The organism is Leisingera sp. ANG49, from assembly GCF_059694505.1.
Genome location: NZ_JCATZN010000004.1, coordinates 34,505 through 47,046, shown reverse-complemented (window position 1 = coordinate 47,046; position 12,542 = coordinate 34,505). Strand labels below are relative to the sequence as shown.

Sequence of the window (12,542 nt, the reverse complement as noted above, 5' to 3'; positions counted from 1 at the left end):
TTGACCGGATGTTTCGCGCGCGAAACATTTGGACAGCAACGCTGACCTATTTCCCCATTGGGTGTTCTGCGGCCTTGTCTAGGCTGGAGTGGCCGTTTCGTTGATTCCGAACACAGAATAAAACTCCTGCGCGGTCAGGATGATACTGGCCTGCGCGCCCTCTTCGGCGCTGATTTGGTTGCCGGCCGCATCGCGCCAGCGGTCCTCGCTGGTGGAGTAATCGTCATGGAAGGCGATACTGATCCCCGGCTGATCCCCGGGCAATGTTGCGATGGCAATACCGTCCATGGCGATCAGAGTGCTGTCCTGATCCGCGTCGTATTCGACGCTCAGCCCGGCAATGGCATCTTCCAGGGTGGAATCCGGAAGCGTGCTGTGGCTGGTGACAACCGGAAAATCGATCCGCAACTGATCCTCTGACGGATCGAAATCGGTGATCTCCGCCGCCGGGGTTCCTGCCTCGTAAACATTGGTATAGGCGTGGAAGCTGTCCGCCCCCTCGCCGCCGGCGGCCGTGGTGCCGGGACCGATCCACAGCAGGTCATCCCCGGCGCCGCCATGGAGCACATCGCCGTCGTCGCCAACCTGGGTCAGGTCGCCCGGGTAGTGATTGTAGGAGCCGTCATAGTGGACCGCGCCGCTGCCGCTGAAGAGCGTGTCGTCGCCTGCGCCGCCGGACAGGGTATCAGCACCGCTTTCGCCAAAGATCACGTCGTCGCCTGCAGTGCCACTTAGACTGTCGCCGCCCGATGTGCCGCGGATCGCATCCAGGGTGAACGGCGCGGTTCCGCCGGGGCCTTCAAAGTGCACCGTGCGGTCAACGTCGCCACCACTGGTCAGAAAATCCACTTGCAGAGTTTCACCTTCACCCAGGGAAACGCCCGGCAGGGTCAGGATCGTTTGGTTGTTGAGGGTGTCGATGAAGCGCAGGCCGATGCCGTCTTCGGCCTCGATCAGCTCAACGTAACCAGTGTTATAGGGCGTCAGGGCCAGCCGGTCGGCGCCCAGTTCAAAATCCGCGATCAGCGTTTGACGGCTGCCCTCATCGTCCAGGACAAAGCGGTCTGCCCCCGCGCCGCCCCGGGCGGTATTGTCCGCACCCAGATGCAATTCATCATCGCCGCTGCCGCCGTCCAGCAGATCCAGGTCGCCGGCATTGCCCGTCAGCGTGTCGTTTCCATCCCCGCCGTCCAGCACGTCGTCTGTTCCCGCGGTGCCGGACAATTGGATGGATTGGGGCGGCGGGTCTGGTTCAACCGGAGTGTCCGGTTCCGCCGGTCCGGCGGTTTCTTCGCCGGAATTTTCTGCTCCGTCAAAGCCAGCTGCTATGGCGGTGCCTGCAAGTGCAAGGAAGAAAAGAAGTTCCATATCACCCAGGTCAAAAAAACCGATCAATGCCATCGCGGTAAAAATGCGCCCGCAGTTCTTCTGCAGGCTGCGGGAAACCTGCTTGGAACGCAACCTGTGCCGGTCTAAATACGCCGCCATGATCATCCGCAGCCACACCAAGGGCGATGCGCCCTCGACCGCCGTTTATTCCGACTGCGAAACCTACCGCTACAGCCTGACCAGGGTTTGGGATCCGGCCGGGCCGCTGGTGATGTTCGTGATGCTGAACCCCTCGACAGCAACCGAAGTGCAGAACGACCCCACCATCGAGCGCTGCGAGCGGCGCGCCCGGGCACTGGGGTTCGGCGGGTTCCGGGCCACCAACATCTTTGCCTGCCGGGTGACCGACCCGCGGGAGATGCGCAGGCTGGAGGCGCCGGAGGGGCCGGACAACATGGCCGCCATCCTTGAAGGCATGGAGTGGGCGGATATGGTGATCTGCGCCTGGGGTATCCATGGCGCACATCGCGGTCAGGGCGCGCGGGTGGAAGGCGTGCTGCGGGAAACGGGCAAACCGCTCCATCACCTTGGTCTCAGCAAGGCGGGTCATCCGAAGCATCCTTTGTACATCGCCTACAGCCAGCAGCCGCAGCCGTGGCTTGCGGGCACCGGGTCCTGAATTCAAACACCCGTTAACTGATGTTCTTGTTTTGTTTTGCCATTCAGCTTGCAGCATGAGAGTGTTTCTTTGATTGGGTTTGTGTCTTGGGGTTGAGTGGCGATGTTGTGGCTGGCGAGCATGTTGGGACTGATGGCGGTGGGCGGAGCCGTCCTGGCGGAGACCGGGACCGATGAGGATGAGGGCAGCAGCGCCCCGTCCGGCCCTGAGGCGGAGGGTGACGGTCTGGACGGCGGCTTCATCGAGCCCGGCGGCGAGGCGGTGGCAGACGGGGGCAGTGCGGAGTCAGCAGGCACGGAAGATGGCGAAACCCTGACCGGCACCGAACACGGCGATGTGCTGGCAGGCAGCGGCCAGGCCGACAGCATCAGCGGCGGCGGCGGTGATGACCAAATCGGCGGGTACGGCGGGGAAGACTGGCTGGAGGGCGGTTCCGGCAGCGATGTGCTGCACGGCGGTGCCGGAGATGACAGCCTGCTTGGCGGTGCAGATGAGGACCTGCTGCATGGCGAAGACGGAGATGACGTCCTGCAAGGCGGGGAAGGCGGCGACACACTGTACGGGCATTTCGGCAATGATAGCCTGCTGGGCGGCGGCGGCGCGGATGTGCTGCATGGCGGCCGGGAGGAGGATAGGCTGGAAGGCGGAGACGGCGCGGATTCGCTGCATGGCAATGACGGCGACGACAGCCTGACTGGCAGCGCCGGTGAAGATGCGTTGTTCGGCGGCAGCGGCAATGACGTGGTATCCGGCGCCGGGGATGGCACTGACCAGGATTTTGTCAACGGCGGTGATGGTGATGACACGCTGATAGCCGGGGCTGGCGATGTGCTCACCGGCGGCGCAGGTGCCGATCTCTTTGCAGCGGGCAGCTGGACCGGCACTGCCGGAGCCGTGCAGCTGATGGATTATGATGCCGCAGAGGACCAGCTGGTGCTGGTCTGGGACTTCGAGGGCGGTGCGGAACCGCAGGTGGCGGTGCAGCAGAATCCGGAAGCCGAAGGAGAGCGGCTGATACTTGTGAACGGGGAACCGGTTTTGCGGGTCTCGGGCGCAGAAGGCCTGACCGTGGCCGACCTGGTGCTGATCGACACTGCATCGGCTGCGGCGGCCGGAATGCTGCCGCAGTAGGCTGGACAGCTGATGCCGGACCGCCTCACATAGTCTTTGCCTTTGCAGCGGAAACAGCTTATACGCCCGCATCTGCCGCGATTCTGCGGCAGGTATCTCCACGGGCCTGTGCTGGACGACATCCCGGCCTGAGCCATCCACTCTAACCTATGAAGGAGACCCCGATGTCGATCACTGCGGAAGAAAAAGCGCGCCTGATGAAAGAATTCGCAACCAAAGAAGGCGACACCGGTTCCCCGGAAGTCCAGGTTGCAATCCTGACCTCGCGCATCAACACCCTGACTGAGCACTTCAAAACCCACAAGAAGGACAACCACGGCCGCCGTGGCCTCCTGAAAATGGTTGCTCAGCGCCGCAAGCTGCTGGACTACACCAAAGGCAAGGATGAGGCCCGTTACCAGGACCTGATCAAGCGCCTGGGCATCCGCCGCTAATCCGCGCTTATCCGGATTTTCTGCGCCCGTTCCGAAAGGAGCGGGCGTTTTCTTTTGCACCTGCCTTGCAATACAGCGGTGTGCTCCCGCGCCTGCAGGCCCCCCGGCTGCGCGGGCAGCCTTTGGCCTTGGGCGTGGCCCGTGCTGCGCACGGACGGTTGCTGCCTGCGGCACGCAGGCCTTTGCGGGCCCGTGGCCGGTTTGAAAACGAAACGCCGCCCCGGATGGAGCGGCGTTTTGTCTTTGCCGGAAGCGGCGCGGGCTATTCGCCGTAGGGCACCCAGATGTTCTTGACCTCGGTGGCCTCCTGCAGGAAGCGCTTGGTCCGGTCCTGCATCCAGTCGGTTGCGGTGCCGTTGTTGACCCAGGTGCGCTTCAGGTTCCCTGCCGAAGCCGCCTCGATCCCTGCGGACAGATCGGTGGAGGAGAAGCTCCAGACCGCATCCACGTTCAGATGCGACGCCAGCGGTTTCGCCAGCTCCGCATGGCTGCCGGTCAGGATGTTGACCACACCGCCAGGCACGTCCGAAGTGTCCAGAACCTGGTAGAAATCGGTTGCCGCCAGCGGGAAGGGCTCGGAGGCTGCCAGCACCACCCGGTTGCCCATGGCAATCGCCGGCGCCATCACCGAGACCAGACCCAGCAGCGGCGCCTCATCTGCGCAGAGCGCGCCGATCACGCCAACCGGCTCTTTCATTGCCAGCGCCACGCCGCGGATCGGCACGCCATGCACCTGGCCGTCGTATTTGTCGGCCCAGGCCGCAGCGGAGAACAGGCGCTGGATCGAGGCTTCGACCTCTGCCGCGCCGCCTTTCTTTCCGGTCATCGTGTCGATGCGGGCTGCAAACTCATCCGCACGGGCGGAAAGGTTTTCGCCGATGTAATAGATAATCTGCGCCCGCAGGTGCCCGGTGGTCTTGGACCACTTGCCAGCCCCCGCCGCAGCCTCCACTGCGTTGCGGACATCCTTGCGGTTGGCAAGGCCAACGTGGCCCAGCAGCGCGCCGGACTTGCCATAGACGGCCTGGCTGTAGCCGCCATCCGGGCGTGCCTGCTTGCCGCCAACGTAGAGCTTGGCGGTGCGGTCCAGCGGGTCGACCGGGGCGCCATTGCCGGCAAACGCCTCAACCTTGGCCAATTGCTTGGCCTTCGATTTCGGACGGGTATAGGCGGCAAGCCCCTCCCAGCCGCCTTCGCGCCCGAAGCCGCTTTCGCGCACACCGCCGAAACCGGCGGCGGCGTCGAACATATTGGTGCCGTTGACCCAGACCACGCCCGCGGCCAGTTGCGGCGCCATGTCGAGGGCCAGGTTCACGTTTTCGGTCCAGACGGTCGCAGCCAACCCGTAACGGGTGTTGTTGGCCAGCTCCACCGCCTCTGCCGGGGTGCGGAAGGTGCAGGAGACCAGCACCGGGCCAAAGATCTCCTCCTGCATCAGCGGATCGGCGGGCGACAGGCCCTCGATCAGCGTCGGCGGGTAGAAGCAGCCTCCCGCGGGCATCTCGACCTGTGCCTGGTGCATGGTGCCTGCGGTGTTGGCCGCAACCATGCCGCTGATGGTGTCCAGCTGCACCGGGTCGACCACGGCGCCGACGTCGATGCATTTGTCGAGCGGGTTGCCGACGCGCAGCCCGTCCATGCGGGCCTTCAGCTTGGTGTGGAAGCGGTCAGCGATGCCTTCCTGCACCAAGAGGCGCGAGCCGGCGCAGCAGACCTGGCCCTGGTTGAACCAGATCGCATCCACCAGGCCTTCGATGGCGGAATCAATATCGGCGTCGTCAAAGACGATGTAGGGCGACTTGCCGCCCAGCTCCAGCGTCAGCGCCTTGCCGCTGCCTGCGGTGGCCTCGCGGATCTTGCGGCCGACGGAGGTGGAGCCGGTGAAGGCGATCTTGTCCACATCCGCTGCGGTGATCATCTCGCCCGCGGCGCCGTCGCCGGTGACGATGTTGACCACACCCTTGGGCAGGCCCGCCTGGCGGCAGATGTCGGCGAACAGCAGCGCGGTCAGGGAGGTGTATTCCGCCGGTTTCAGCACCACCGTGTTGCCCATGGCGATGGCCGGGGCAATCTTCCACGCCAGCATCAGGAGCGGGAAGTTCCACGGGATGATCTGGCCGCAGACACCGAGGGCTTCTGCGTCCGGCAGCTCGCTCTCCATCAGCTGCGCCATGCCCGCGTGATAGTAGAAATGCCGCTGCGCCAGGGGGATGTCGATGTCGCGGCTTTCGCGGATCGGTTTACCGTTGTCCAGCGTCTCCAGCACCGCAAAAAGGCGGGCGTGTTTCTGCAGCAGGCGCGCGATGGCATAGAGGTACTTGGCGCGTCCTGCGCCGCCAAGACCGGCCCAGCCGCCCTGCGCCTTGCGGGCGGCCTCAACTGCGGCATCCACATCACCTTGCGTGGCCTGGGTCAGGGTGGCCAGCACCTCGCCGGTGGCCGGGTTCCTGCTGTCGAAACCGTCGCCGGGGGCAGTGAACCCGCCGTTGATGAAATGGCCGAACCGGCTGCCTTGATCAACCAGCCAGGCCAGTGCCTCGGCAGCGCCTTCGGGGGCGGGGCCGTAGTCCATGGTGTCGAAAATCTCTTTGATGGTCATGTGTTCAGCCCTCAGCCCATGGAGTGGCGGTAGCCGGCGGAGTATGCCCCGGTGACATGATGTTCCAGCTGGCGCTCGATATCGCCCAGCAGCGACGAGGCGCCAAAGCGGAACAGGTCGGGCTGCAGCCAGCGGTCGCCCAGCTCATCTTTCATCAGCGCCAGATAGACCAGCGAGTCCTTGGCCTTGGAAATACCGCCCGCAGGCTTGTAGCCGACGCGGTAGCCGGTGCGGTCATAATAGTCGCGGATCGCGCGGATCATCACCAGCGAGACCGGCAGGGTGGCGTTGACGCTTTCCTTGCCGGTGGAGGTTTTGATGAAGTCGGCGCCGGCCATCATGCAGACCAGCGAGGCGCGCGCCACGTTGCGCAAGGACCCCAGCTCGCCAGTGGCCAGGATCGCCTTCACATGGGCGTCGCCGCAGGCCTGGCGGAAGGCTTTCATCTCGTCATAAAGCGCCTGCCAGTTGCCCTGCAGCACATGACGGCGGGTGATCACGATGTCGATCTCCTCGGCACCGTCCTTGACGCTTTCCTCGATCTCAGCGACTCGCAGGTGGAACGGCGAAAGGCCGGCCGGGAAGCCGGTGGACACAGCGGCGACCGGAATGCCGGTGCCTTCCAGCGCCTTGACAGCGGTCGGGATCATGTCGTGGTAGACGCAGACCGCGCCGGTGGTGAGGCCCTCCATCCCCAGCCTGCGCAGGAGGCCGGCGCTGACCGGCTGGCGCGCCTTGGCGCACAGGCGGCGGACGCGGCCTTCGGTGTCGTCACCGGACAGGGTGGTGAGGTCGATCAAGCTGATGGCTTTCAGCAGCCAGGCAGCCTGGTGGTCTTTCTTGACGCTGCGGCGGCCTGGCAGGGTGGCGCAGCGGCGTTCGATGGCCGATGTGTTGGCCTGCACGGCAGCGACCCAGTCCAGGTCCAGATCCATGCCCGGATTGCGCGGCTCTGCCAGCTGCGGCAGCTGCGCGCTTCGTTCAGCGGTTTGGCTATCCATTGGAAATCCTCGGAAGAGTTCCGTGCGAAAATCGCACGGGTGCGGCATATTGGCAAGCGAGCGGCCCCGCAGACGGGTATTTTTTTGACTAAATGGACAAAAAATTCAAGAGGCAGGGCCTGTGCCCGCGCGGAAAGCCGCTGGGAAATGGCTCCATTGGGGCACTTTTCAGCTAAACTCAATCGCAGCTCGGCGGTTGCGCATTCCGGTGGCAGAATCGCCCATACATGCTAAATTTAGGGGTATGAGCAGTGCAGAACCCCATATCGGCGAAGAAAACGCCCTGAACAGCCGGCCAATCATCCGCCAGCTGGATGACAGCGCCATCAACCGGATTGCCGCGGGCGAAGTGGTGGAACGCCCCGCATCAGCCGTGAAGGAGCTGGTGGAAAATGCCATTGACGCCGGTGCCACTCGGATTACGGTGGAGATCGCTGATGGCGGCAAAACGCTGATCCGGGTGACGGATGACGGCTGCGGCATGACGCCGGAGGACCTGCCGCTGGCACTGAGCCGCCATGCGACCTCCAAGATCGACGGCTCGGATCTGCTGAACATTCACACCTTCGGCTTCCGCGGCGAGGCATTGCCTTCACTCGGCGCGGTCGGGCGGCTGACGATCACAAGCCGGGCGCAGGGTCATGAGGCGGCGCAGATCCGGGTCTCCGGCGGCAAGCTGGAGCCGGTGAAGCCGGCCGCCTTGCGCGCGGGCACCATTGTTGAGCTGCGCGACCTGTTCTTTGCAACGCCGGCGCGGCTGAAGTTCATGCGCACCGACCGGGCCGAGTCGCAGGCGATCGGGGACACGATAAAGCGCCTGGCGATGGCTGAGCCTTCGGTGGGCTTCACCCTGCGCGACGTCTCGGGCGGCGGCGAAGGGCGGGTCACTTTCCGCGCCGATCCCTTGAGCGGCGATCTGTTTGATGCGCTGCACGGGCGGCTGGCCTCGGTGCTGGGACGGGAATTTGCGGAAAACGCGCTGAAGATCGACGCCACCCGCGAAGGCATCCGGCTTTATGGCTATGCGGCTTTGCCGACTTATTCCCGCGGCGCGGCAGTGGCCCAGTTCCTGTTTGTGAACACCCGGCCGGTGAAGGACAAGATGCTGACGGGTGCGCTGCGCGCCGCATATTTCGATTTCCTCAGCCGCGACCGCCACCCGGCGGCGGCACTGTTCATCGATTGCGACCCGCAGCTGGTTGACGTGAACGTGCATCCGGCCAAATCCGAGGTCCGGTTCCGCGATCCCGGACTGGCGCGCGGGCTGATCGTTTCCTCCCTGCGCCATGCGCTGGCGGAGGCCGGGCACCGCGCTTCGACCACCGTGGCGGGGGCCACGCTCGGGGCGATGAAGGCGGAGCAGCCCACGGCAACCGGTGCCCCCCGGATCTATCAGATGGACCGTCCCTCCTTAGGCGCTCGGACGGCATCTTGTGCGGGGCAGCAGCCGGACAGCTTTGCGCCAGCGCCCGCCCATCAGCCCCCGGCGTCTCCGGGCTTTGCAGAGCTGGCCGGCGCCTACAGCGGCCGGGTGACAGAAACGCCGGAGGCCCCGATGGCCCCGGGTCAGCCCTCGGATGCGCCTGAAGCCGCCGCGCCCGGGGCCGAAGCTCTGCCGCTTGGCGCGGCGCGCGGCCAGGTGCATGAGAATTACATCATCGCCCAGACCACCGACGGCATGGTGATTGTCGACCAGCACGCCGCGCATGAGCGGCTGGTCTATGAGAAGTTGAAACGCCAGATGGCCGAAAACGGCGTCGCGGCGCAGGCGCTGCTGATCCCGGAAATCATCGAACTCAGCGACAACGACTGCGCCTGCCTTTTGGGGGTGGCCGATGAAATGGCAAAGTTCGGGCTTGGCATCGAGGCGTTCGGCGGCAACGCCATTGCGGTGCGGGAAACCCCGGCGATCCTGGGCGAAGTGAACGCCGAGGCAATGATCAAGGACATCCTGGATGAGCTGTCGGACCAGGGCGAAAGCCAGCTGGTGCAGGCGCGGGTTGAGGCGATTCTGAGCCGGGTCGCCTGCCATGGCTCGATCCGCTCCGGCCGCCGGATGCGGGGGGAGGAGATGAACGCGCTTTTGCGGGAGATGGAGGCAACCCCCCATTCCGGCCAGTGCAACCATGGCCGTCCGACCTATGTGGAATTGAAACTGGCAGATATCGAGCGCCTGTTCGGGCGCACATGAACAAGAACCCCCGTTTAAGGGAGGACGAGCAGTGACATTGGAACAGGCCCATTGGGCGATTTACGCGCTGGCCGGATTGGCCGCGCTTCTGGCGCTGGCAGGGTTGCGGCTGCGCGGCGCGGCGCGGCAGCTGGAACAGATGAACGCGGATCAGCGAAGCCATATCGCCGGACTGAAAGCGGAAGTCGCCCGGCTGCCGGAGCTGACGGACGAGTTGGCCACCCTGCGCCGCGTGCATGAGAACGAACGCGCTGGCCGCTATCAGGCCGAGGCGCAGGTGCAGGCGCTGAAGGCAGAGCACGCCGCGCGGCTCGAAGAGCTGAAGCACATGAACCAGCAAATGGAGCACAAGTTTGCGTCGCTGGCCTCGGGTGTGCTGAAGCAGAATTCCGAGAGCTTCCTGAGCCTGGTCAGCGAGCGGTTCCAGGCGCACAGCAAGACAGCGGATGTGGATCTGGCCAAGCGCCACGCCGCGATTGAGAGCCTGGTAAAGCCGCTGGATCAAAAACTGGGCCAGTTCGGCGAGCGGATCAAGGAAATCGAGCAAGCCCGCAACGAGGCCTATGGCGCAATCCAGGCGCAGGTGAAGCATCTGGCGGAGGGCCAGGCGGCGCTGGGCGGCGAGACCCGCAAGCTGGTGCAGGCCCTGCGGGCGCCCAAGACCCGCGGCCGCTGGGGCGAGATGCAGCTGCGCCAGGTGTTCGAGATGGCCGGCATGGCCGAGCATGTGGATTACGAGCTGGAGAAAAGCGTCGGCACCGATGAGGGCCTGCGCCGCCCCGACGCGGTGGTGCGTATTCCCGGCGGCAAGAACATCGTGGTGGACGCGAAAACGCCACTAGAGGCCTATCTGGATGCGCTGGAGGCGGAGACGCCCGACGCTCAGCAGGCGGCACTTGCCCGCCACGCAAACCATGTGAAGACCCATGTGCGGCAGCTGGCCTCCAAGTCCTATCAAAGCGCACTGGGCGAGACTCCGGATTTCGTGGTGATGTTCATCCCTGGCGAAACCTTTGTCTCGGCTGCGGCGGAAGCGGACCCGGGCCTGATCGAATACGCCTTTGAGAACAAGGTTCTGATCGCCACGCCGACCACGTTGATGGCCCTGGTCAAGTCGATTGCCTATGGCTGGCAGCAGGAGAAGATGGCGGAGAACGCGGTTGAAGTGCAGAAGACCGCCAAGGAGCTCTATGACCGGCTGGCGACCTTCTCCAAGAATCTGGCGTCGGTCGGGCGGTCGCTGTCCTCTTCGGTGAACAACTACAACAAGGCGGTGGGCTCGCTGGAGGCCCGGGTGCTGCCGTCTGCCCGGCGGTTCGAAGCGATGGGGGTGGTTTCCAATGGCGCTGAGCTGGAAGATCCGGGCCAGGTGGAAGTCGAACCGCGCCAGGTGGCGCTGCTGGCGGAAGAGTAGATGCGGCTGCCGACGGCATTGCGTGCAGCGGCTGCGGGAGAGGCAGCGCTGTTGAACGCAGCCGAGGTGGAAGCCGAACGCATCGTTGCGCTTTTGCGGATTGCCGTGGCAGTGGGGCTTTTGCTGGCGATGATGCTGGCAGTGGAGTCCGTGCGCGTGATTGACGAGCCGCATTTGCGGCGCCAGATCGGGTTGGCGGCAGCCACCATGCTTTCTTATCTGGCGGTCGGAGTGCTGATCTATTGGATGATCGGCAGAGGGCTGTTCAAGCCCTGGATGATTTGGCTGGCGGTTTTGACAGACTGCTCATTCCTTCTTTTGAACACCTTTCTGTCGCTGGTGAATACCGGTGTGCCAGGCGGCGCGGTCTTTGCCATGCCCTCCGTTTGGATGGCCCCCGTTGTGCTGGCCTTCGGTGTGCTGCGGCTCAGCCCCTTGCGTCTTGCGGTGATGCTGCTGCTGATTGCAGCCGGGTTTGGCTGGATGATCCTGTGGCAGCCGCCTGAGGCTGCCCCGGATCTGGTGGGAAGGATCAGGCTGACATTGGATTCGCCGCCGAATTTCATGCGCCTGGTGATGCTGTGCTTGGCTGGCGCGGTATTGGTGGTGGCTGCGGTGCGGATGCGGGCTCTGCTGCATCGCTCCATCGAAGAGGCCCGCCAGAAGGCAAATCTGACCCGCTACCTGCCGGCACAGCTGGCAGACCGCCTGGCCGGGGGCGGGCTGGAGGCGCTGCGGGAAGGCCGCCAGCTCCAGATGGCGATCCTGTTCATCGACATCCGCGGCTTCACCAGCTGGTGCGAGGGCCGCGAGCCGCAGGAAGTGAGCCGCCTGATCACGGAATTCAGGGCGCGGGTGGAAGATGTGTCGGCCGGGACCGGAGGTCTGATCGACAAATACATCGGCGACGCCGCGATGATCCTGTTTGATGGTGAGCGGGCCGCAGTGCGGGCGCTGGATTGCGCGGAGGGGCTGCTGGCGCAAATGAAGGGCTGGCGCCGGGAGCGGGAGACGGCCGGGGAAACCGGTCTGGGCGTGGGGATCGGAGTGCATTGGGGCGAGGTGTATTCGGGCGTGACCGGCACGCCGAAGCGCTTGGAGTATTCTGTTTTTGGCGACACGGTGAACACTGCGGCGCGGCTCGAGCAGCTGACCAAGGCGCAGGGCATGGCGGTGATTGCCTCTGCCGCGCTGCTGCGGGAGGCCGGGGCAGAGCCCGCGCGCGACGGCTGGACCGCACTGCCGGCGGAGGTGTTGCGCGGGCACAGTAAGGGGCTTGCGCTCTTCGGGAAGGCGCAGGGGTAGCCGCCGCCCCATTTGCCCCAGATCAAAGACTTAGGCGTTTTGCCTGCGGTTTGATATGCTGAGGCAGCGAACAGAAGGAATGGAGCAATGCTGGAGATCTCAGTCCGCAAAGTGGCGCAGGTGGCGATGATGGCCCGGGAACTGGGCCGGGCGGAAGGAGAGCTGCGCGCCTTCATCGACCGGATGAGCGAGGACCAGCAATCGGAGCTGGTCGGCATCATGTGGGTCGGCCGCGGCAGTTTCGAGCCTGAGGAACTGGCGGATGCGATCTATACCGCCCGCCAGGAAGCTACCACGCCGACTGTCGATTACCTGCTTGGCACGCCGCATTTGGCCGACAATCTGGAGGCCGGACTGGAAGCGCTGGGGATCGACGTCAATGATGTCGAGGACGATGTGATCGGCCGCTGAACCCGCAGCTTCGGTTCGCAATGCAAAAGGGCGCCGCAATCCGGCGCC

The 12,542-nt window shown here is 64.7% G+C and carries 10 protein-coding genes; 7 read left to right on the top strand and 3 right to left on the bottom strand.

Features of this window, described 5'->3' with window-relative positions; translation table 11 throughout:
* Positions 1-78: 78 nt before the first annotated feature.
* On the bottom strand, positions 79-1,368 hold the full coding sequence (locus AC58NV_RS14065) for a calcium-binding protein (protein ID WP_497227690.1): 1,290 nt from the start codon (positions 1,366-1,368) through the stop codon (positions 79-81).
* 118 nt (positions 1,369-1,486) lie between these two features.
* On the opposite strand from AC58NV_RS14065, the gene AC58NV_RS14060 reads away from it, so the two are divergent.
* The 3 genes from AC58NV_RS14060 (at position 1,487) to rpsO (ending at position 3,573) form a co-directional block, all read left to right on the top strand.
* Entirely contained in the window at positions 1,487-2,008 is a 522-nt protein-coding gene (locus tag AC58NV_RS14060; RefSeq protein WP_497228147.1) for a DUF1643 domain-containing protein, read from the top strand.
* Between the two features lie 120 nt (positions 2,009-2,128).
* A complete protein-coding gene (locus tag AC58NV_RS14055; protein ID WP_497227689.1) occupies positions 2,129-3,139 on the top strand; it encodes a calcium-binding protein in 1,011 nt (336 codons plus the stop codon).
* Positions 3,140-3,303: 164 nt separating this feature from the next.
* Positions 3,304-3,573 (top strand): 30S ribosomal protein S15, encoded by a 270-nt coding sequence (gene rpsO, locus AC58NV_RS14050; protein ID WP_019295116.1) that lies wholly within the window; start codon positions 3,304-3,306, stop codon positions 3,571-3,573.
* A gap of 262 nt (positions 3,574-3,835) precedes the next feature.
* Here rpsO and AC58NV_RS14045 read toward each other — a convergent pair whose 3' ends face one another.
* Positions 3,836-6,172 (bottom strand): aldehyde dehydrogenase family protein, encoded by a 2,337-nt coding sequence (locus AC58NV_RS14045; RefSeq protein WP_497227688.1) that lies wholly within the window; start codon positions 6,170-6,172, stop codon positions 3,836-3,838.
* Between the two features lie 11 nt (positions 6,173-6,183).
* Positions 6,184-7,173: a deoxyribose-phosphate aldolase gene (deoC, locus tag AC58NV_RS14040; RefSeq protein WP_497227687.1), complete on the bottom strand. Its 990-nt coding sequence runs from the start codon at positions 7,171-7,173 to the stop codon at positions 6,184-6,186.
* Positions 7,174-7,417: 244 nt separating this feature from the next.
* On the opposite strand from deoC, the gene mutL reads away from it, so the two are divergent.
* The 4 genes from mutL (at position 7,418) to AC58NV_RS14020 (ending at position 12,494) form a co-directional block, all read left to right on the top strand.
* Complete coding sequence (gene mutL / locus AC58NV_RS14035; protein ID WP_497227686.1) at positions 7,418-9,364, top strand: DNA mismatch repair endonuclease MutL; 1,947 nt, start codon at positions 7,418-7,420, stop codon at positions 9,362-9,364.
* Between the two features lie 31 nt (positions 9,365-9,395).
* Positions 9,396-10,778: a DNA recombination protein RmuC gene (locus AC58NV_RS14030; protein ID WP_497227685.1), complete on the top strand. Its 1,383-nt coding sequence runs from the start codon at positions 9,396-9,398 to the stop codon at positions 10,776-10,778.
* Positions 10,779-12,083: an adenylate/guanylate cyclase domain-containing protein gene (locus AC58NV_RS14025; protein WP_497227684.1), complete on the top strand. Its 1,305-nt coding sequence runs from the start codon at positions 10,779-10,781 to the stop codon at positions 12,081-12,083.
* A gap of 87 nt (positions 12,084-12,170) precedes the next feature.
* The gene (locus tag AC58NV_RS14020) at positions 12,171-12,494 is read left to right on the top strand and encodes a DUF3775 domain-containing protein (RefSeq protein ID WP_366660068.1); all 324 of its coding nucleotides are present in this window, start codon (positions 12,171-12,173) and stop codon (positions 12,492-12,494) included.
* Positions 12,495-12,542 lie beyond the last annotated feature (48 nt).

Coding starts and splice junctions, on each gene's coding strand:
- AC58NV_RS14065 (WP_497227690.1), bottom strand. CDS start 1,368: ATGGAACTTCTTTTCTTCCTTGCACTTGCAGGCACCGCCATAGCAGCT.
- AC58NV_RS14060 (WP_497228147.1), top strand. CDS start 1,487: ATGATCATCCGCAGCCACACCAAGGGCGATGCGCCCTCGACCGCCGTT.
- AC58NV_RS14055 (WP_497227689.1), top strand. CDS start 2,129: ATGTTGGGACTGATGGCGGTGGGCGGAGCCGTCCTGGCGGAGACCGGG.
- rpsO (WP_019295116.1), top strand. CDS start 3,304: ATGTCGATCACTGCGGAAGAAAAAGCGCGCCTGATGAAAGAATTCGCA.
- AC58NV_RS14045 (WP_497227688.1), bottom strand. CDS start 6,172: ATGACCATCAAAGAGATTTTCGACACCATGGACTACGGCCCCGCCCCC.
- deoC (WP_497227687.1), bottom strand. CDS start 7,173: ATGGATAGCCAAACCGCTGAACGAAGCGCGCAGCTGCCGCAGCTGGCA.
- mutL (WP_497227686.1), top strand. CDS start 7,418: ATGAGCAGTGCAGAACCCCATATCGGCGAAGAAAACGCCCTGAACAGC.
- AC58NV_RS14025 (WP_497227684.1), top strand. CDS start 10,779: ATGCGGCTGCCGACGGCATTGCGTGCAGCGGCTGCGGGAGAGGCAGCG.
- AC58NV_RS14020 (WP_366660068.1), top strand. CDS start 12,171: ATGCTGGAGATCTCAGTCCGCAAAGTGGCGCAGGTGGCGATGATGGCC.